17 protein-coding genes are annotated in these 19,194 nt (G+C 65.4%); 3 read left to right on the top strand and 14 right to left on the bottom strand.

From position 1 onward, the window contains the following. Positions 1-35: 35 nt before the first annotated feature. Positions 36-968, top strand: coding sequence for a LysR family transcriptional regulator (locus APH27_RS13630; RefSeq protein ID WP_060485089.1), 933 nt, complete (start codon positions 36-38; stop codon positions 966-968). Between the two features lie 151 nt (positions 969-1,119). Here APH27_RS13630 and APH27_RS13625 read toward each other — a convergent pair whose 3' ends face one another. The 3 genes from APH27_RS13625 to APH27_RS13615 form a co-directional block, all read right to left on the bottom strand. Next, positions 1,120-1,671, bottom strand: coding sequence for a YbhB/YbcL family Raf kinase inhibitor-like protein (locus APH27_RS13625; protein WP_060485088.1), 552 nt, complete (start codon positions 1,669-1,671; stop codon positions 1,120-1,122). Between the two features lie 48 nt (positions 1,672-1,719). Continuing rightward, positions 1,720-2,025 (bottom strand): hypothetical protein, encoded by a 306-nt coding sequence (locus tag APH27_RS13620; protein ID WP_027919001.1) that lies wholly within the window; start codon positions 2,023-2,025, stop codon positions 1,720-1,722. Positions 2,026-2,139: 114 nt separating this feature from the next. Continuing rightward, a complete protein-coding gene (locus APH27_RS13615) occupies positions 2,140-3,438 on the bottom strand; it encodes an MFS transporter (protein ID WP_060485087.1) in 1,299 nt (432 codons plus the stop codon). Positions 3,439-3,955: 517 nt separating this feature from the next. Here APH27_RS13615 and APH27_RS13610 point away from each other — a divergent pair. After that, complete coding sequence (locus APH27_RS13610; RefSeq protein WP_060485086.1) at positions 3,956-4,831, top strand: AEC family transporter; 876 nt, start codon at positions 3,956-3,958, stop codon at positions 4,829-4,831. 3 nt (positions 4,832-4,834) lie between these two features. On the opposite strand, the gene APH27_RS13605 is transcribed toward APH27_RS13610, so the two are convergent. From APH27_RS13605 to uvrA, 9 genes are all read right to left on the bottom strand, one after another. Beyond that, the gene (locus APH27_RS13605) at positions 4,835-5,467 is read right to left on the bottom strand and encodes a hypothetical protein (RefSeq protein ID WP_027918998.1); all 633 of its coding nucleotides are present in this window, start codon (positions 5,465-5,467) and stop codon (positions 4,835-4,837) included. Positions 5,468-5,658: 191 nt separating this feature from the next. Continuing rightward, on the bottom strand, positions 5,659-6,990 hold the full coding sequence (locus APH27_RS13600) for an MFS transporter (protein ID WP_060485085.1): 1,332 nt from the start codon (positions 6,988-6,990) through the stop codon (positions 5,659-5,661). Between the two features lie 85 nt (positions 6,991-7,075). Further along, a complete protein-coding gene (locus APH27_RS13595; RefSeq protein ID WP_060485084.1) occupies positions 7,076-8,014 on the bottom strand; it encodes a hydroxymethylglutaryl-CoA lyase in 939 nt (312 codons plus the stop codon). Next, on the bottom strand, positions 8,011-9,204 hold the full coding sequence (locus APH27_RS13590; protein ID WP_060485083.1) for a CaiB/BaiF CoA-transferase family protein: 1,194 nt from the start codon (positions 9,202-9,204) through the stop codon (positions 8,011-8,013). Before APH27_RS13590 ends, APH27_RS13595 begins: the two co-directional genes overlap by 4 nt. A gap of 135 nt (positions 9,205-9,339) precedes the next feature. Then, the gene (locus APH27_RS13585) at positions 9,340-10,251 is read right to left on the bottom strand and encodes a LysR family transcriptional regulator (protein ID WP_027918994.1); all 912 of its coding nucleotides are present in this window, start codon (positions 10,249-10,251) and stop codon (positions 9,340-9,342) included. A 7-nt stretch (positions 10,252-10,258) separates the two neighbouring features. Then, a complete protein-coding gene (locus APH27_RS13580) occupies positions 10,259-11,392 on the bottom strand; it encodes an HlyD family secretion protein (protein WP_060485082.1) in 1,134 nt (377 codons plus the stop codon). Beyond that, complete coding sequence (locus APH27_RS13575; RefSeq protein ID WP_060485081.1) at positions 11,389-13,038, bottom strand: MFS transporter; 1,650 nt, start codon at positions 13,036-13,038, stop codon at positions 11,389-11,391. The genes APH27_RS13580 and APH27_RS13575 overlap by 4 nt, the downstream gene beginning before the upstream one ends. Before the next feature lie 314 nt (positions 13,039-13,352). Next, positions 13,353-15,107, bottom strand: coding sequence for an L-lactate permease (locus tag APH27_RS13570; protein ID WP_027918991.1), 1,755 nt, complete (start codon positions 15,105-15,107; stop codon positions 13,353-13,355). 184 nt (positions 15,108-15,291) lie between these two features. Next, positions 15,292-17,808: an excinuclease ABC subunit UvrA gene (uvrA, locus tag APH27_RS13565; RefSeq protein ID WP_060485080.1), complete on the bottom strand. Its 2,517-nt coding sequence runs from the start codon at positions 17,806-17,808 to the stop codon at positions 15,292-15,294. 126 nt (positions 17,809-17,934) lie between these two features. Between uvrA and APH27_RS13560 the strand changes: the two genes are divergently transcribed. Next, entirely contained in the window at positions 17,935-18,225 is a 291-nt protein-coding gene (locus APH27_RS13560) for a hypothetical protein (protein ID WP_027918989.1), read from the top strand. Here the strand turns inward: APH27_RS13560 and APH27_RS27145 are convergent. After that, positions 18,164-18,436 (bottom strand): T6SS immunity protein Tli4 family protein, encoded by a 273-nt coding sequence (locus APH27_RS27145; protein ID WP_371262712.1) that lies wholly within the window; start codon positions 18,434-18,436, stop codon positions 18,164-18,166. The genes APH27_RS13560 and APH27_RS27145 overlap by 62 nt on opposite strands. Before the next feature lie 29 nt (positions 18,437-18,465). Beyond that, a partial coding sequence (locus APH27_RS13555; RefSeq protein WP_177331672.1) for a contractile injection system protein, VgrG/Pvc8 family occupies positions 18,466-19,194 on the bottom strand: 729 nt, incomplete at its 5' end.

The following is a 19,194-nucleotide window of genomic DNA, read 5'->3' as shown; positions in this document are numbered from 1 at the left end:
CGTACGAATAAGATCGATCTAGGAGCCGAATCCCCATGGACATGCTGCACGCCATGCGTACCTTTGCCCGGGTAGTGGAGTGCGGCAGCTTTGCTGCAGCCGCCAATGCCCTCGACATTTCAGCGGCGCAGGTGTCGCGGATCGTCGCCGAGCTTGAGAACCAGCTGCAAACCCGCCTGCTGCACCGCACCACCCGGCGCCTGCGCATGAGCGAGGCGGGCGAGCGGTTTCTTGAGCGGGCGCGTCAGATCATGGCGTTGACCGACGAGGCCATGGATGAAGCCCGCGGCGCGCACCTCACCCCGCGTGGCCGCTTGCGCCTGCATTGCCCGCACGGCCTGGGCATGCTGCTGATGCCGCTGGTGGCCGGGTACAACGCCCTATGTCCGGAGGTGGCCATCGAGCTGACGCTGTCCCAGCGCAACCCCGACCCGCTGGCCGAGGGGCATGATGTGGTGATCACGGTGGACGAGGCCTTGCCCGACTCGCAGCTGATTGCCGTGCCGTTGGGCACCATCTTCAGCATCCCCTGCGCGGCGCCCAGCTACCTTGAGAGCCATGGCGTGCCCGAGCGGCCGGAAGATCTGCACGAGCATCGCTGCCTGCGCATGGCCTATCCGATGCATGAAGGTGACTGGGTGTTCCCCCAGGGGCTCGACCACTGCGTGATCGCCCCGCGTGACAGCTTCCTGACCAACGTTGCCGACGCCATGCTGGTGGCCAGCGAACTGGGCATGGGCATCGGCCTGCTACCGTTCTACACCGCCAGCCAGTCCATCGAACAGGGGCGCCTGCGGCGGCTGCTGGCGCCGTATCGGCTACGTGAAAACGCGCTGTATGCGATCTACCCGTCGCGGCATTACCTGGATGCCAAGGTGCGGACCTGGATCGATTACCTCAAGGAACAGCTGCCGGGGTTGTTCGAAGGTCATGCGAAAATCGTCGATGATTCGCGTTATTGGCGCTGATGGGACGCGGTCATTGTAGGAGCGGCCTTGTGTCGCGAGAGGGCTGCAGAGCAGCCCCAGCACCTTCTGCTCCAACGCATAGATCCTGGGGCTGCTCTGCAGCCCTATCGCGACACAAGGCCGCTCCTACAAGCAATGCCAGTCTCGGCAATCAGTGCCCGTAGCGGCCAACCAGGCTCTGCGCCCCTAGCGCATGCCCCTGCAGCAGTTCCAGCAAGCCGTTGCGGTCCAGTGCTTCGGGCAAGGTGCCCAGCGGCAGGTCGGTAGCGATCAGGGTCAGTGCATAGTGGTGCGGCTTGTCGCCGGCTGGCGGGCAAGGCCCGCGGTAGGTCATGGTGCCGTGCGAGTTGCGCCCGACGATCAGTGCCTGGCTGGTCTGCCAGCCGGCGCCTTCCTCCAGCGCGCCAAGCGATGGGTCGATGTCGTAGGCAATCCAGTGCACCATCCCCAGGCCCTTGCCACCGTCCGGGTCGAACATCACCAGGGCCAGCGACTGCGTGCCGTAAGGCAGGTTCTTCCAACTCAATTGTGGCGTGCGCCCCTCACCGGCACCACAGGCCGGGTCGGGCCCGACCTGCTGCAGGGCAATGACACCGCCATCGGTGAATGACGACGAGCTGATCGCCAGCGCGGCAGAATCGCCGCCAGCAGCCATGGCAGTGCAAGGCAGCAAGGCGGCGAGCAGCCAGGGTTTGAGGTTCATGGCGATTCCTCTGCAGGGCTTAGCGCCGCAGTGTAGACCAGCTACCGGTCAGCGGCTGTCCTGGTCTTCGGCAGTGCCCCCGGTGTGGCCGGCACCGGAGCCTGTGGCTTCGCCGGTGCTGTTGGAGCCGCCAGCGGCACCGTCGGCGGCATCGGTATTGCTGCCGGTGTCGCTGCTGTCGTTGTCCTTGGAACCGCCCGGGTTGTTGACACTGCTACCTTCACCGGCAGTCTTGCCACCGCGCTGGTCGGTTTTCGGGTGGCTGTCGGTATTGGTCATGTCCGTCGCGGCGTAGCTGGTGGTGGTGGCGATACCCATGGCGAGGGCGAGCAACAGCGAATGAATGCGGGTCATGGCAAGTCTCCTGGGAGGATGATCTGTCATTCGTTTGGCTGGCGGAGGAGGCTGGGGTGCCCCATGGGCGACGGGCGGTCAAAAAAAAGGGCCGCTAATAAGCGGCCCCTGCATTTACTTGGCGTCTGGCTGCGCGGTTGGTGCAGCCGCTTCGGTGTGCTCCAGCGGCGGGTGTTCCTGCGCCGCATGCATCAGGTCCTCGGTCACCCGCAGCTCCGCGCCGGTCGGCGAGAAGGTGGTCGATGCCGTGAACGGCGCCGGGTGCTCCGCCGCCGGGCGCTTGCCGCGGCGCCAGAGGAAGAAGCACACCATGCCCAGGTTGACCACGGCAAAGGCCCAGAACAGCCCCACTTCGCCAAATTCGGTCATCGCCGGCGAAATCGCCAGCGGCGCCATGGCCGAGCCCAGCGAGTTGATCAGCAGCAGGCCCTGGATCATCGGCACCAGGGCGTCGGATGGCGCCCGGTCGGCAGCATGGCTGACCGCCACCGGGTATAGCGCGAACACGCCGCCACCGAGCAGGAACAGCATGGCCGGCAGCAGGGCCGAATCCGAAGGCAGGAACACCGTGACCAGCGACAGCACCATGCACAGCCCGGCCAGGGCAATCAGCACATCCTGGCGGTCCTTGCGGTCGGACCAGCGCCCCACCGGGTATTGCAACAGCATGGCGCCGAGGATCACCCAGGCCATCATGTTGCCGACTTCGCCGATATCCAGGCCGATGCGCTGCAGGTACAGCGGCAACAGGGCGTAGATACCCGCAATGACCACACCCGAACCAAAGCAGCCGACCAGCCCCGACGGGGCAACGCCCAGCAATTGCCGTGGCTTGAGCGGCTCGACCTGATCCAGCAGTGGCGATACCCGCGGCAGGATCACGATCGGCAGTACCGACAGTGCGGCGAGCATGCCGGCAAGCATGAACGGGGCGCTGTCGCCCAGGTGGGTGATTTCGCCAAGGCCGGCCTGGGCGATCACACCTGCGCCATAGAAAGCGATCATGTACAGCGCCAGCAGGCGCCCGCGGATCTTCGCGTCACCGGCCAGCAGCAGCCAGCTTTCGATCACCAGGAATACACCGACCGCCGCCCAGCCATTGATCAGCCGCAGCACCGACCACCAGGTAACGTCGTAGAACAGCCCCTGCAGCAGGATGGTGGCGGCGATCAGCGAGGCGAAGCTGGTGTAGGCGCGGATATGGCCGATGCGCAGGATCAGCCGGTCGTTGAAGATGGCCCCGAGGGTCAGGCCGATGAAATAGGTCGACGAGACAATGCCGATGGTCGTTGCCGATTCTCCGGCAGCGTCCAGGCGCAGGGTGGTAAGGGAAGACATGAAGCCGTTGCCCAGGGCAATGATGAACAGCCCGAGCAGGGGCGCCAGCGCCATGGCCAGCAAACGCGGAGACATACAAACCTCAAGTTGGAGTGGCGGTCAGAAAAACGCCTCATCGAACGCGCACGCCAAACGGACCCATCAAGGGCCGAAAAAGCTGCACGGATGTGCCTGGGCTGGATGCGACCTGGGCAAGACTCAACCGCTGGCCCCTGAAAGAGCGGGGCCGGGCGGATTCGGTTGAGCCTATTTCACATGGGCACCATGTGTTCAGGCCTGGACTCTGTCGTTGCTGCCGGTTGCCACCGTTCAAGGCGACGGGCGAAAAGGAAGCGCGATTCTACGGGTTGTGATCGATTTGCCCAAGAGGCTAAGGCCTGCGACGAGACGACGCAGGGCGGGATGCGACAGCTTTGTGCCCTGATCTGACATCTTTGGGGCCGCTGCGCGACCCTTTCGCGACACAAGGCCGCTCCTACAGGAGATCGCACGTCCTGTAGGAGCGGCCTTGTGTCGCGAAAGGGTCGCGCAGCGGCCCCAGATTCCTCAAGGCTGCGGCATAATCGGCATTCTCACCAAGGAAGGCCCGCCTATGCTCGCTTCGCTGTTCGCCGTCCTCGCCCCGGTCTTCATCGTCGCCGGCATTGGCTACGCCTGGGCCCGCAAAGGCCTTGATTACCCCACCGAATTCATCGCCCGCATGGTCATGACCGTCGGTACGCCGTCGCTGGTGCTGTCGACCCTGAGCCGCACCGAGCTGGACGCTACGGCGTTCACCAGCATGGCCCTGGCCTGCCTGCTGTGCACCGTGGGCATGGCTGTGGCCGGGCTGCTGGTGTGCCGCGTCTCGGGCCAGCATTGGCGGGTGCTGCTGCCGGCATTCATGTTCCCCAACACCGGCAACATGGGCCTGCCGATCAGCCTGTATGCCTTCGGCGAGCATGGCCTGGCCCTGGCGGTGGCGTTCTTCCTGACCTTGTCGATCGTGCAGTTCACCCTGGGCATGGCCATTTCCGGCACGGTCGCCTCGTTCAAGGCCTTGCTGCGCAACCCGATCGTCATCAGCCTGGCCGGCGCCATGCCGATCATCTTCCTCGACTTCGAACTGCCACGCTGGCTGGCCAACACCGCCGACCTGCTGGGCGGCATGTCGATCCCGCTGATGCTACTGACCCTGGGCGTGTCGCTGGCCAGCATCCGCCCGCAGCATATCGGCGGCGGCCTGCTGCTGGGCGGTGTGCGCATCGTGCTGGGTGCGGCGGTGGGTTGGGCGGTGGGCGCGGCCCTGGGCATGGAGAGCATGGAGCGGGCAGTGCTGATGGTGCAGTCGGCGATGCCGGTCGCGGTGTTCAATTACCTGATGGCGGTGCGCGCCAACCGGCAGCCGGAGCAGGTGGCGAACCTGGTGATGTGTTCGACCGTGCTGTCGTTCCTCTGGCTGCCGGTGGTTCTGGCCTGGTGGCTGTAAACCTTACTTGTCGAACAAACGCTCGTGCACCCAGCCCTTGTTGGTCAGCACCATTACCCGTTTTTCCCGGGCCGGCTTATCAAGGGTCGCCACGGCAGTGCCCAGGTCACGGATGTTGGCCCTGACGTCGTCATTGGCCGCCCAGTCCGGCAGGCCGGTGATCTTGTAGGCGTAGGTCACATCGGCAACGGTGTGGCCCATCATCTGCCCCGGTTCGCTGAACTGCTCGATCGCCGTCACCTCTGCCTTGCCGAAGCACAGCCCGCCGCGGGTCTGGCCGTTTAGCATCTTCTGGGCATCGGCCTTGTAGTACTTGCGCCCCTCGTCAGTGAGGTCGTAGGCATAGTAGATATCGGTGCGGGCCGGTTGCCACAGGCGCTCCGGCACTTCGACGCGGGAGATTTCCTGCTCGCTGACGATACCGACCCTGGCCAGGGCATGCAGCGCCTTGTTGGTGCCGGTGACGTCGAAGTCCTGGGTCTTGGTGGGGAAATCGGTGACCACGAAGCAGTGGGGGTACTGCGTGTCGAGGTAGGCCTGGGCCGCCTTGTGGAAGTTGGCCTCGCTGGCGTCCTTGGTGTCCGAGCAGCCGGCCAGGGTGGCCAGCAGCGCCAGCGGTACGATCTTCCTGTACATGTTCAAGCGTCCTTGGATGGCGAAGATAAGCCGGGGTCGGGCATTAGAACCCACGGCCTAGAGCGGCGCAATCGTGGCAAGACGGCATCTCGAACGGGTTCACAGTTCGAACCCGTGTCGGCTTTTTCGCGGGCACGCCCGCCCCACAGGTACTACTTTTCCTGTAGGGGCGGGCTGCCCGCGAAAGGGCCTCAACGGTTCGGTACATCCCGTGTGCGCAGTTTCTCTGGCAGGGCGAACAGTACCAGCAGCGCGGTCACCACGCAGGCGCCGGCAATCAGGTACAGCGCCGGTGTGGTGGTGCCGGTCAGGTCACGGATGCGGCCCACCAGTACCGGGCTGACGATACCGCCCAGTTGGCCCAAGGTATTGATCAAGGCGATGCCCCCGGCTGCACCGGCGCCAGCCCCGGCCAGCAGTTTCGGTGGCAATGCCCAGAAGCTCGGGATAGATGCCACCACACCTGCGCCCAGCAGGCCGAGGGACACCAGCAGCAACGGCGTGTTGTCATCGAACAGCCCGGCGCAGAGGAAGCCCAGCGCGCCCAGCGAGATCAGCCCGGCGGTGAACCCGCGCCGTTCGCCCGTGGCATCCGACAGGCGCCCGCACACGACCATGGCAATGGCGCCGCAGATGTAGGGGATGGCCGTCAGCAGACCGATCATCGACGGGTTTTCGGTACCAGCACTGCGGATCAGTTGCGGCGCCCAGAAGTTCAGGCCATAAGATGCAATCTGGATCAGGAAGTAGATCAGCCCCAGGGTCAGGAAACCCGGAATACGGATGGCCTGCAGCAACGAGCCTTGGCCATGGGCGGCCTGCGGCGGGTCGATGCGCGACAGCAGCAGCTGCTTTTCCGCCTGGTTCAGCCAGCCGGCGTCCTCGATGCGGTCTTTGAGCCGGGTCAGCACCAACAGACCAAGGGCCACGCAAGGCAGGCCGCCGAGCAGGAACAGCCAGTGCCAGCCACGCAGTTGCAAGGCACCGTCGAGGTGGCCGAGGATCAGGCCCGAGAACGGCGCACCGAACAGCCCGGCGAAGGCCGAAGCGAGGAACAGCAACGAGGTGATGCGGCCCCGGTAGTGGCTGGGGAACCACAGCGTCAGGTAGTACAGCACACCCGGGGCGAAGCCGGCTTCCATGGCACCGATGATGAAGCGCAGCGCATAGAACTGCCACTCGTTGCTCACGAACACCATCGCGGCCGTGGCCAGCCCCCAGGAAATCATGATGCGGGCAATCCAGCGGCGTGCGCCAACCTTGTACAGCATCAGGTTGCTGGGCACCTCGAACAGCACATAACCGACCACGAACAGGCTGGCGCCAAGGCCATAGGCGGTGTCGCTGAAGCCCAGGTCGGTCTGCAGCTGGAACTTGGCGAAGCTGATGTTGATGCGGTCGAAGAAGGCGAACAGGTAGCAGACCATGATCAGCGGCATCAACCGCCAGGCGACCTTGCGCACCAGGGCTTTTTCGCTGTCGGCGGTGCCATCGGCAGCCGTGTGCAGGGCGGAAAGACTCATTATGTGTTCTCCAGTCGGGCCGCGACGTTGGCGGCCCTGTTGTTCTTGTTGTCTGGTGGGGCGAACCCCGGGTTACCGCAGTGGATCAGGCGGGCAGGCCGGCCGGCAGCGGGTGCAGGTCGCAATTGCGGCCGGCCTTGGCCAGCTGGCCGGGCACCTCATGGCCGAGCAGGGCAGGCAGGCCCCGCGCCAGGCGAATGAGGCCATCGAGGTCGATGCCGGTGGGGATGCCGGTTTCGGCACACAGGTTGGCCAGGTCCTCGGTACAGATGTTGCCGGACGCACCCGGGGCGAACGGGCAGCCACCGAGCCCGCCGAGGGCGGCATCGAAGCGACGCGCCCCGGCTTCATAGGCAGCCAGCACGTTGCACAGGCCCAGGCCCCGCGTGTTGTGGAAATGCAGCGTGAGCATGCCTGCCGGCACCCGCTCCAGGCTGCGGCGTACCAGGCGTTCGACCTGGCGCGGGTTGGCCATGCCGGTGGTGTCGGCCAGGGTCACGCCGTGCACGCCCAGTTCCAGGTACGCATCAAGCAGGCGCAGCACCAGGTCTTCATCGATGCGCCCCTCGAACGGGCAGCCGAAGGCGGTCGCCACTGTGGCATTGAGGCTGACCGGCCGCCCCTGCACGGCCTGCACGATGTCACCGAAGCCCGCCAGCGATTGTTCGCGGCGCATGCGCATGTTGGCCAGATTGTGCGACTGGCTGGCCGACAGCACCAGGTTCAGCTCATCGGCGCCGGCCGCCAAGGCAAATTCGGCGCCCTTGAGGTTGGGGATCAATGCTACATAGACCACCCCCGGGTGGCGCTGTATGCCGCGGAACACCGCATCGCCGTCGCGCAATGCCGGGATCGCCCTGGGCGAGACGAACGAGCCAGCCTCGATACGGCTGAAGCCCAGGCGTGAAAGGCCGTCGATCAGGGCGATCTTGTCTTCGGTGGCGACCCAGGTTGGTTCGATCTGCAGGCCGTCGCGCGGTGCGACTTCCTGGATGATCAGCTGCTCAGGGTTGGCTGGGATCATTGCACCACCCCCTGGCTGCGCAGGCGGGCGATGTCGGCGGCAGCGAACCCCAGGCCACCAAGCACGTCGTCGGTGTGCTCGCCCAGCGCCGGCCCTTGCCAGTCGACACGGCCTGGCGTGGCGGAGAGCTTGGGCACGATGCCCGGCATGCGCACAGCGGTGCCATCGGGCAACTGGCTGTCGAGCAGCATGTCGCGTGCCTGGTAGTGCGGGTCATTGACGATATCGGCAACCGAGTAGATGCGCCCGGCCGGGACTTCAGCCAGTTCCAGCGCGGCCAGCACCGCGTCGATCGAGTGCTGGCGGGTCCACTGTTCGATGGCGTCGTCGAGCAGCGCGGCCTGGGCGGCGCGGCCGTCGTTGTGGGCGAACTCGCTGGCTGCACCCAGGTCGGGCCGGCCGATGGCCTGCATCAGGCGGCGGAAGATCGGGTCGCTGTTGCCGGCGATCACCACAAAGGCGCCATCGGCAGTGCGGTAAGTGTTCGACGGCGCAATACCGGGCAACGCGCCGCCACTGCGCTCACGCACGTGGCCAAGCAGGTCGTATTCGGGGATCAGGCTTTCCATCAGGTTGAACACGCTTTCCACCAGCGACACATCGACCACCTGGCCGAGCCCACCGTTGGCGCGCACATTGAACAGCGACAGCAGGGCACCCATGACCGCATGCAGCGAGGCCAGCGAGTCCCCGAGGCTGACCCCGGCACGCGCCGGTGCGGCACCAGGCTCGCCCGTGGTATAGCGGATGCCGCCCATGGCCTCGCCAATGGCGCCGAAGCCCGGGCGGTCACGGTACGGGCCACTCTGGCCGTAGCCGGAGATGCGCACCAGGGTCAGGCGCGGGTTGAGCGCATGCAGTACGTCCCAGCCAAGGCCGAGTTTTTCCAGGGCACCGGGGCGCAGGTTTTCGATGAGGACGTCGGTTTCCTGCAGCAACTGCTTGACGATGGCCAGGCCTTCGGCGGCCTTGAGGTCCAGCGCCAGGGACTTCTTGTTGCGTGATTGCAGGTACCACCAGAGTGAAGTGCCGTCGTGCAGCTTTCGCCACTTGCGAAGGGGGTCGCCCTGGCCCAGGGCTTCGATCTTGATCACTTCGGCGCCGAATTCACCGAGCAGGCGGGCGGCAAAGGGCGCGGCGATCAGCGTGCCGATTTCCAGCACCCGGATGCCTTCGAGGGGAGCGGGCATGTTGCGTACCTCATTGTTCTTGGACTTTGAGGTAGAGGGTAAGGCTGGCAGAAGCAGGGCACCAATCCTGTGTCGGCAACTACCGTTCGCGAAACGCGAAGGGTTGGTGCTGCTCATGTACCGACCTTTTGGCGGCTATTGCTCGACTCCCCGCAGTTGCTCGAACAACAACCGGCTTACCGGCGACAGCGCCTCCAGCTCGCGTGCCACCAGCAGCAACTCGCGCTCGGCCCAGTCGTCGCTCAGGGCCACGGCGCGCAAGCCGAGTGCGCCACCGAACAGTTCGAAGGCCTTGCGTGGCAGGATACCCACGCCCATGTCGGCCTGCACCATGCGGCACACCGCATCAAAGCTCGGCACATGAATGCGCAGGCGCAGGACCTTGCCGGCCCGGCGTGCGGCCTCGACTGTGCGCATGTTGATCGAACTGGCCGAGTGCAGGCCAACGAAGTCGTTGTCCAAGGTCTCGGCAAAGGCCACCTGCGGTAGCTCGGCCAGTGGATGCCCCTGGCGCACCACCAGCACCAGTTGGTCGCGCTTGTAGGGCACGGCATGCAAGTCGCGGGTATCACTGTCGCCAGAGCAGATGCCCAGGTCAGCGACACCGTCAAGCAGGCCCTGGACCACGCCACCGCTCGGGCGCTCCTCCAGGTCGACCTTGATCTGTGCATGGTCGGCACTGAACGCGGCAAGGTCTTCGGGCAGGAACTGGATGATCGCCGACAGGTTGGCCAGCATCCGCACGTAACCGCGCACGCCTTGCAGGTGCTCGCCCAGCTCCAGGCCGATCTTCTCCAGGTTGAACAGCATGCGCCGGGCATGGTGCAGCAGGGTCTCGCCGGCCGGGGTGAGCTGCATGCCGCGGGCCTGGCGCAGGAACAGCGGCGAGCCGAGCGCGCCCTCCAGTTCATTCAGGCGCTTGCTGGCAGCAGACACCGCGATGGCCTCGCGCGCCGCAGCACGGGTCAGGCTGCCTGCTTCGTGAACGGCCACGAACAGCTGCAAGGTGACCAGGTCCAGGCGGCGGATCAGGTTGTTCAACTGCATGGGGGCGTCATTCCTTGTTGCGCGTATCAATGCTCACCACCACCGACATGCCCGGGCGCAGGCGCGCGGCGTCTGGCTGGCCGGGGTCGACGGTGATGCGCACCGGGATGCGCTGGGCGATCTTCACGAAGTTGCCGGTGGCGTTGTCGGCCTGCAGCAGCGCGAACTCAGAGCCGGTGGCCGGCGAAATCTGTTGTACGTGGCCATACAGCTTCAAGTGGTTCAAGGCATCGACGGTAAAGGTAACCGGCTGGCCAATGCGCACGTCGGCCATCTGGGTTTCCTTCATGTTGGCGATCACCCACAGGGTATCGGGCACCAGTGGCATCAGCTGCGCACCGGAATTGACGTAGGCACCCAGGCGCGTGCCGATCTGCCCCAGCTGGCCGTCACGCGGGGCGGTGACGCGGGTGTTGTCCAGATCGATGCGGGCCAGCTCGACGGCGGCCTTGGCGTTTTCCACCGAGGCCTCCAGCGAAGCGCGGTTGACCACCACGGTTTCGCGGTCCTGGAGGGCGATTTCCAGCGCGGCCTTGGCCTGGGCCAAGCTGGCGACGGCGGCGGCCTCGCTGGCGCGGGCCAGGTCCAGCGAGCTGCGCGATACCGAGCCATCACTGACCAGCGCCTGGTTGCGGCCGAGGTCGGCCTTGGCCTTGGTCGCCTGGGCCGAGGCGTCGCCAATCGCCGCCTGGCGTTGGGCGATGGTGGCGTCGGCGCTCTTGCGCTGCTGCAGGTTGTTGGCCAGCGCGGCCTGCTGCTGTTGCAGCTGGGCGATGGCCTGGGCCAGGCGCTGCTTGTAGATGCGGTCGTCCAGTTGCACCAGCAGGTCGCCGGCCTTGACGAACTGGAAGTCATGCACCGGCACGTCGACGACATAGCCGCTTAGCTGCGGCCCAATGATCGTCACCTGGCCGCGCACCAGGGCATTTTCGGTGCTTTCGATGGCGCTGCTGAACGGCGGCAGGTTCCAGGCGTAGAGCACCAGCAAAATGCCGGCCAGTGCCACGCAGGCGAAGCTGATCGAGGACAGGATGCGCACCCGCCGCGTGCGCAACGGGCTGCTCGGTTCGCTGGGTGGGGTGCTGCCTTCCGGGGTTTCGGCAATGGCGGTGGTGGTCGTGGTACGGGTTTCTTCGGTCATCGGCTGGCAGTACCGCTGGTGGAGTCGGATGAAGCAGCCTGGCGGGCGACGTACCATAGCCAGGAGCCGCGAATGGTAATCCAGATCATGGTCAGCACGGCGATGCTGCCGATCAGCACGAACACGTCGTTGTAGGCCATCACGTTGGCCTCGCGGGTGGCGGCGCCGGCCAACACGCGCAGGCCGGCTTCGCTGCGCAGTGCCGGATCGGCGAGGATCCCGGCATAACCGGCGCCGCCGCTTTGCACTCGGGCGTTGACCAAGGGTTCGAGGTAGCTGAGGCGGTCCATCAGGTGGCTGGAATGGAATTTCTCGCGCCAGGTCTGGAAGGTGCCCAGCAGCGCCGCGCCGATCAGGCCACCGAGGTTGTTGCAGATGCCGAACAGCACCGAAAAGCTCACCAGGTTGCGCGGGTTGGCCCGCACATGGCTGATGCCCAGGGCCATCGACGGGCCGAGGAAGAACGTGCTGCCAAAAGCCAGCAGGAACTGGCTGAAGTACATCTGCGCCGGGCGCGTGAGGTTGCTCGAGCTGCTGTCCATGAACGCCCCGGCGGCCATCGCCATCAGCGAAACGAACAGCGGGATGATCAGGTGCTTGGGGTCGATGGTCAGCGCACTGCTGGCCAGGCCCGCCACGGCGCCGAGCAGCATGATCCAGTACAGCGAGCGCATCTGCTCGCTACCCATGTTCAACACCTGCAGGAAGCCCACGGCGCCGGTGGACTGTTCCGAGGTGACCATGCGGATCAGTATCACGCACAGGCCAAGGCGGATGATCGCGCCACTGCCCAGCCAGCGTGTCATCAGCAGCGGGTTCTGGCGGTTGTGCTCGATGGCAAGGCCGGTGAATATCAAGGCAATGGAGCAGGCCAGGGCAACGCCGATCCACGGCGCCTCCAGCCACCAGTCGATGCGCCCGAGCGACAGTGCGGCGCACAGCAGGGCGACGCCGCTGGCCATCAGGGTGAAGGTGAGGAAATCCAGCGGCTCGAAGGTCTTGAAGCGGTCGCCGGGGGGTAGCTTGAGCAGTAGCACGCAGCCCAAAGCGGCCAGTGCCAGGCCCAGTTCGAACAGGTACAGGCCACGCCATTCGGCGATCTGCAGCAGGTCTTCGGAGAAGATCCTCGCCAGCGGCAGGGCCAGCTGCGAGGCGCCCAGGCCAAGCACCATGGCTTTGAGCCGCCAACGTTCAGGGAACGCCTGAATCATGTAGTACAGCCCCAGCGAGCTGAGTGCCGCGCCAACCATGCCGTGGGCGGCACGCACCGCGATGGCCGAGTTGAGGTCGTTGACCAGCAGGTGGGCGAAGGTGACCAGGGCATACAGCACCAGGAACACCTCGGTGAAGGCGCGCAGACCAAACTGCTGGCGGAACTTGACCAGTAGCAGGTTGATCGACACGTTGGTCATCACATACGCCGCCGGCAGCCAGGCCATCTCGGCGCTGGTCGCGCCCAGCGCGCCTTGCAGGAACACCAGGTTGGCAGTGACCAGTGCGTTCCCCAGGCCACCGGTAATTGCCACCAGCAGCCCGACCACCCCGTACGCCAGGCGCTTGGCCGGCGTGTGCAGGGGCGTGGAAGGGGAGCCGGGGAGGCTGGGCTTCTCGTGCGGGAGCCACTGGCGCGGGGTGTATTTGTCCATGGGGCTGACTGTACTTCAGGGGTGATGGGTGTGGGAACAGGTGGTTGGCTCAAGGTCTTCAGCGCCTGGGCGATCGAGCGCCGCCCGCGCGGCGCATCGCGGATGAATCCGCTCCTACGTTTGTTGCAACGTGCCGAACCTGTTAAGCCATGGTTGCACGCCCTGGTGCATGTCTTGAGCCTTGCAAACAAGGCTAAAAACCATGGCCTCACAGGCATGGCCACGTTGCAACAAACGTAGGAGCGGATTTATCCGCGATGCGCCGCGCGGGCGGCGCTCGATCGCCCAGGCGCTGAAGAGCCCATGACCTACCGTTACCGGCCCACCACCATGGCGGTGAACGGTGCTACGTAAGCCTGCAGTGTCACCAGTCCACCCACCAGCACCGCCAGCACGATCGAGTGGAAGAACACATAGCGCAGAATCTCGCCTTCATGCCCATACCAGCGGGTCGCAGTGGAGGCCACGACGATCGACTGCGCATCGACCATCTTGCCCATCACCCCACCCGAACTGTTGGCCGCCGCCATCAACACCGGGCTCAACCCCAGCTGCTCCGCCGTCACCCGCTGCAGCCCGCCGAACAGCACGTTGGAGGCCGTATCCGACCCGGTCAGCGCCACACCCAGCCAGCCCAGCAGGGTCCCGAACATCGGGTAGAAGATACCCGTGGCGGCGAACGCCAGGCCCATGGTTGCGTCCAGCCCCGAGTAGCGCGTGAGGAAGCCCAGCGCCAGCATGGCGACGATGGTGATCAGCGAATAACGCACCACCCACAGCGTGCGCAGGTACTGCCGCCCGAGTGCCAGTGGCGAGTAGCCCATCAGCAGCCCGCCCAGCACCGCTGCGAGGAAAATGCCGCTGCCGGTGGCGGTGAACCAGGTGAACTTGTACTGGGCGTCTTCCTTTTTAGGCGCCGGGACAACGGGCGGCACCTTCTCGATCTGCTGGTGGATCGCGTCGAAGGTGAACACCGGGGCAAACACCGGGTTGCTTTCACGCATCGGCTTGCCCTGTGGGTCGAGCATCGCCGCGCCGCTAGCTGGGTCGAGCGCCGGGCGGGTGTCGAACAGGTTCTTGAAGCTCGCCGTGCCCCAGGCGAACACGAACACAGTGAGAATGATCCAGGGCAGCCAGGCCTTGAACACGCTGCGCGGGTCGCTCTGGGCGAAGGTGGTCGCGGCGCCTGCTTTGCCGTCGTCCTCGACCTTGGAATCGTCGACCCGCCCGGTGAGTGCCGCCGATGTGTGCACCGTCGCCGGTTTCCATACCCTCAGGAAGGCGGTCAGGCAGGCCATGGAGATCAACGCGGCGATCACGTCCACCAGCATGGGCCCGTGGAAGTTCGACACCAGGAACTGCGGCACCGCAAACGTGACGCCAGCCACCAGGATCGCCGGCCACACTTCGAGCATCTTGCGCCAGCCGGCAAAGGCCCAGATCAGCCAGAACGGCACGATCACCGAAAAGAACGGCAGTTGCCGACCGACCATGGCCGACAGCTCCATTTCATCCAGCCCGGTGACCTTGGCCAAGGTGATGATCGGCGTGCCCAGTGCGCCGAACGCTACCGGTGCGGTGTTGGCTATCAATGCCAGCCCGGACGCCGCCAGCGGCGAGAAGCCCAAGCCAATAAGGATTGCCCCAGTCACCGCCACCGGCGTGCCGAAGCCAGCCGCACCTTCGAAGAAAGCACCGAAGCAAAATGCGATCAGCAGCAACTGCAGGCGGCGGTCGTCGGTGATGCGTGCCAGCGAGTCCTGCAACACCTTGAACGAGCCGTTCTCGGTGGTCAGCCGGTGCAGGAAGATGATGTTCAGCACGATCCAGCCGATCGGCAGCAGGCCATTGGCAGCGCCGTACAGCGCAGCCGAGCCTGCCATGTTGGCCGGCATGCCGAAGGCGAAGATCGAGATCAGTAGCGCCGAGCCCAGGGCGAGCAGGGCAGCGATGTGCGCTTTGATATGGAAGAAGGCCAGTGCTGCCAGCATCACCACCACCGGCACTGCGGCCATGAGCGTGGAGAGCACGGGGCTTGCGAACGGGTCGTAGATTTGCTGCCAGACCATTTGCCACCTCATTTGTTGTTATGTGAGGTATCGCGTTTTGGGCAGACGGCATGCAGGGATGCCAGGGGAAGTATAGGAAGGATTCATCCACCTGTGCCGGCCTCATCGCGGCTAAAGCCGCTCCTACAGCAGATGCGCGTCCCGTGTAGGAGCGGCTTTAGCCGCGAAGAGGCCGGTACCGGCTCTACAAGGCCCGGGCGAGAAACGCGGCAGTACGGCTGTCAGCACACTCCGCCACCACCTGCGGTGTACCACTGGCCACCACCCGCCCACCTGCATCCCCAGCCCCCGGCCCGATGTCGATCACCCAGTCACTCTGCGCCACCACCCGCATGTCATGCTCGACCACCACCACACTGTGGCCCGCCTCGACCAACCGGTTGAGCTGCACCAGCAAGCGGTCGATATCCTGCGGGTGCAGCCCGTTGGTGGGCTCATCCAGCACATACAAGGTCGCACCACGCGCCACACGCTGCAGCTCGGTGGCCAGCTTGATCCGCTGCGCCTCGCCACCGGACAACTCGGTAGCCGGCTGGCCCAGGCGCAGGTAGCCCAGGCCGATATCCTGTAGCACCTGCAGGCAGCGCCGCGCCGGCGGTTGCTCGGCGAACACCGCCAGCGCCTGCTCGACGGTCAGTTGCAGCACCTGAGCGATGTTCATGCCTTGCCAGCTCACCGCCAGCGTCTCTGGGTTGTAGCGTGCGCCCTGGCAAGTCGGGCAGGGCGCGTAGACGCTGGGCATGAACAGTAGCTCGACGCTGACGAAGCCTTCGCCTTCGCAATTTTCGCAACGGCCCTTGGCCACGTTGAACGAGAAACGGCCGGCATCGAAACCGCGGGCCTTGGCCTGCTCGGTGGCGGCGAACAGCTTGCGCACGTGGTCGAACAGCCCTGTGTAGGTCGCGAGGTTGGAGCGCGGCGTGCGGCCGATCGGCTTCTGGTCCACCTGCACCAGCCGCTTGATGCTGTCGAGGCCTGCGCTGACGCGCCCGGCGCTTATCTGTTCAGGTTCATCCTCAAGGCTTTGCTCTTCAGGTTCGGTCTTCTGCTCGGCATGACCGAGATGGGCCCCGACCAGCTCCAGCAGGGCCTGGCTGACGAGGCTCGACTTGCCCGAACCAGAAATGCCGGTGACCGAAGTGAAACAACCCAGCGGAAAGCGGGCGCTGAGGTTGTGGAGGTTGTTGCGGGAGATGCCTTCGAGTGCCAGCCAGTCTTGCGGCTGGCGTGGCGTGCGCAGGTTGCGCTGCTGCTCGGCGAACAGGTAGGCGGCGGTGCGCGAAGCTTCGACCTGCGCGAGGCCCGCCGGCGGGCCGCTGTAGAGTATCTGTCCGCCGCACTCGCCGGCTGCAGGGCCGACGTCCACCAGCCAGTCGGCGCGGCGCATGGTGTCCAGGTCGTGCTCCACCACGTACACCGAATTGCCAGCTTGCTTGAGCCGTTGCAGGGCATCGAACAGCGCTTCGCTGTCTGCCGGATGCAGGCCGGCGGAGGGCTCGTCGAGCACGTAGATCACGCCAAACAGCTGCGAGTTGAGCTGGGTGGCCAGGCGCAGGCGCTGCAGTTCGCCAAACGACAGCGTCGGCGTGCTGCGCTCCAGCGCCAGGTAGCCCAGGCCCAGGTCGATCAGGGTGTCGATGCGTTCCAGCAGTTCGTTGGCGATGCGTTGCGCGGCCAGGCGTTTCTCCAGGGTGAGGTTGTCATCGTGCTGCTCCAGGTAGCCCGGCGCTGCGACCTGGCGAAACACCTCGGCCAGCGCCTGCAGCGGCAGCCGCGACAGCTCGCCGATGTCTCGGCTGGCAAAGGTCACGTCCAGCGCCGCCCGTTTCAACCGTTTGCCTTGGCACAACGGGCATGGACTGGGGCGCATGTACTGCGCCACGCGCTTGCGCATCTGTGCGCTCTGCGAGTGCATGAAGGTATGCAGCACGTAGCGCCGGGCGCCACTGAAGGTGCCTTGGTAACTGGGTTCGAGCTTGCGCTTGAGTGCGGCGCGGGTCTGCGCCGGTGTCAGGCCGGCGTACACCGGCACGGTGGGCGTCTCTTCGGTGTAGAGAATCCAGTCGCGCTGTTCCTGCGGCAGGTCGCGCCAGGGGATGTCGACGTCATAGCCCAAGGTCACCAGAATGTCGCGCAGGTTTTGCCCCTGCCAGGCCATCGGCCAGGCCGCCACGGCACGCTCGCGAATAGTCAGTGAAGGGTCGGGGACCATGGTCGCTTCGGTCACTTCATAGACCCGGCCCAGCCCATGGCACTCCGGGCAGGCGCCTTGTGGGGTGTTGGGCGAGAAGTCCTCGGCGTACAGCATCGGTTGCCCGGCCGGGTAGCTGCCGGCGCGGGAGTAGAGCATGCGGATAGAACTGGACAGCGTGGTGACGCTGCCCACCGACGAGCGTGCGCTGGGCGTGCCGCGTTGCTGCTGCAGCGCCACGGCCGGGGGCAGGCCTTCGATGGCGTCGACATCCGGCACGCCGACCTGGTCGATCAGCCGCCGGGCATAGGGCGCGACAGACTCGAAATAGCGGCGCTGGGCTTCGGCGTAGAGGGTGGAGAAGGCCAGCGAAGACTTGCCCGAGCCGGACACACCGGTGAACACCACCAGCGCGTCGCGGGGGATGTCGACATCGATGTTCTTCAGGTTGTGCTCGCGGGCGCCACGGACGCGGATGAAACCGGTGGGGGCAGTGGGGCGTGGCGACATGGCGCAGTCCTTGGCGGTGGGGAACGCTCAAGTTAACAGCATTTCCATCGGCAGGGGCGGCCAGGCATGGTTTGTGGCGTGGGTGGTTCTGGGTAAACTGCGCCTTTTCAAGGAGCACCGCCCCGCATGACGCCTTTTGCAACCCGCTTGTCGCGCTACTTCAGCTTTACCTCCCTCGCCATCGCGGTAATCGGCGTGCTGTTCTCGCTCTATGTCGCCGCCGACTCAGGTGGCTATGCGCCTTTTCTGGGGAGCGACCCGGTCATGTGGGGCCTCACGTTCTTCTGGCTGACCAACGTGATCACCTTGGTACTCAATGCCGTGGTCTGGCTGTGCGGGCGCCGGCCTGCCTGGTTCAGCTGGACCATTGCGGTGCAGTTGCTGTTGGCGATCGGGTTGCTGTTCGTGGAGGGTTGAGCGCTATAGGGCGCTTCAAGTTGCTCGTCAAACGATCCCAGAACTGCAGGGTCTGTTCGTCATTCTTGAACCCAGGCCCGCTGTCCACGGTGCTTAGTTCGAGCAAGGTGTAGGGCTCCAGGCTGCACCCTGGGGTGCCGGGGTATTCGAGGCTGAATGCATAGACATTCTTACCGCTGCCCCTGGACTTGAGCAACAGTTCATCGAACATCAGGCCTGCTACCGCCTTTCTGCTTTTTCTCAGGACGGTGGGGCCAGCGAGCATGAGGGGGTGAACACCACGGCAGTTTGCGGGCCGGGAAAGGTGGGCTTAGCGTGCTCGAACGGGCTGCGGTAGGGCGCGCTGTGCAGCTGGCCTTCGAAGGTGCTGAGGAAGAAGCCGTAGGAGGCTTCGCTGAGCTTCGAGCCGAGCAGCGAATCGTCCGGTGCCGGGCGTACCGATTTGAACAAGGGTGCCAGGCTGCCGGGGGCTTCGCGGCGCTGCTGGGCCATGGGCAGGTTGCTTTCGGCAAAGAACTGCACTTCGATCAGCAGGAACTGCCGGGCCTCGGCAGCCTTGCGCTCGTACAGCGGGTGCTGGGTGAGTTCGAACCAGCGACCGGCTTCGAGTTGGCGCACGCCGCCCTGGCCGTGCACGCGGCGGGCCTGGGATTCGCGCTGCTCGATCTGCACGCGGCTGAGCCAATTGCCGCGTTCCTGCTTCTGCCAGTTGTACTGGCCCTGGTACTCGTAACGCTCCAGCGCCGCCGGCGCCGAGGCGGCCTGCAAGGCTGGCATCACGCTTTCACGCGGCTGGCTGTGGGCCAGGTAGTCGACGCTGCGCCAGTTGAGCTTGCCGCTGAGCAGTTGCGAACCCGTGCTCCACTGGGTGATGCCGTCCTGCTTCTGGGTCACGCTTTGGGTGTGGAACGGCAGGCTCTGCGGGGCCAGGGCGGGCAGGGTATCGTTGCTGTCGGTGAAGACGATGCA

Source organism: Pseudomonas sp. NBRC 111123, from assembly GCF_001320205.1.
GTDB classification, from domain to species: domain Bacteria; phylum Pseudomonadota; class Gammaproteobacteria; order Pseudomonadales; family Pseudomonadaceae; genus Aquipseudomonas; species Aquipseudomonas putida_J.
Note: the sequence above shows the minus strand (reverse complement) of the source record. Positions and strands in the feature narration are given on the sequence as shown.

What these genes read in the sequence shown, in the direction of transcription:
- APH27_RS13570 (WP_027918991.1), bottom strand. Translation starts at nt 15,107, where the DNA reads ATGGTCTGGCAGCAAATCTACGACCCGTTCGCAAGCCCCGTGCTCTCC.
- APH27_RS13585 (WP_027918994.1), bottom strand. Translation starts at nt 10,251, where the DNA reads ATGCAGTTGAACAACCTGATCCGCCGCCTGGACCTGGTCACCTTGCAG.
- APH27_RS13610 (WP_060485086.1), top strand. Translation starts at nt 3,956, where the DNA reads ATGCTCGCTTCGCTGTTCGCCGTCCTCGCCCCGGTCTTCATCGTCGCC.
- APH27_RS13560 (WP_027918989.1), top strand. Translation starts at nt 17,935, where the DNA reads ATGACGCCTTTTGCAACCCGCTTGTCGCGCTACTTCAGCTTTACCTCC.
- APH27_RS13590 (WP_060485083.1), bottom strand. Translation starts at nt 9,204, where the DNA reads ATGCCCGCTCCCCTCGAAGGCATCCGGGTGCTGGAAATCGGCACGCTG.
- APH27_RS13630 (WP_060485089.1), top strand. Translation starts at nt 36, where the DNA reads ATGGACATGCTGCACGCCATGCGTACCTTTGCCCGGGTAGTGGAGTGC.
- APH27_RS13580 (WP_060485082.1), bottom strand. Translation starts at nt 11,392, where the DNA reads ATGACCGAAGAAACCCGTACCACGACCACCACCGCCATTGCCGAAACC.
- APH27_RS13615 (WP_060485087.1), bottom strand. Translation starts at nt 3,438, where the DNA reads ATGTCTCCGCGTTTGCTGGCCATGGCGCTGGCGCCCCTGCTCGGGCTG.
- APH27_RS13595 (WP_060485084.1), bottom strand. Translation starts at nt 8,014, where the DNA reads ATGATCCCAGCCAACCCTGAGCAGCTGATCATCCAGGAAGTCGCACCG.
- APH27_RS13575 (WP_060485081.1), bottom strand. Translation starts at nt 13,038, where the DNA reads ATGGACAAATACACCCCGCGCCAGTGGCTCCCGCACGAGAAGCCCAGC.
- APH27_RS13625 (WP_060485088.1), bottom strand. Translation starts at nt 1,671, where the DNA reads ATGAACCTCAAACCCTGGCTGCTCGCCGCCTTGCTGCCTTGCACTGCC.
- APH27_RS13620 (WP_027919001.1), bottom strand. Translation starts at nt 2,025, where the DNA reads ATGACCCGCATTCATTCGCTGTTGCTCGCCCTCGCCATGGGTATCGCC.
- uvrA (WP_060485080.1), bottom strand. Translation starts at nt 17,808, where the DNA reads ATGTCGCCACGCCCCACTGCCCCCACCGGTTTCATCCGCGTCCGTGGC.
- APH27_RS13605 (WP_027918998.1), bottom strand. Translation starts at nt 5,467, where the DNA reads ATGTACAGGAAGATCGTACCGCTGGCGCTGCTGGCCACCCTGGCCGGC.
- APH27_RS27145 (WP_371262712.1), bottom strand. Translation starts at nt 18,436, where the DNA reads ATGTTCGATGAACTGTTGCTCAAGTCCAGGGGCAGCGGTAAGAATGTC.
- APH27_RS13600 (WP_060485085.1), bottom strand. Translation starts at nt 6,990, where the DNA reads ATGAGTCTTTCCGCCCTGCACACGGCTGCCGATGGCACCGCCGACAGC.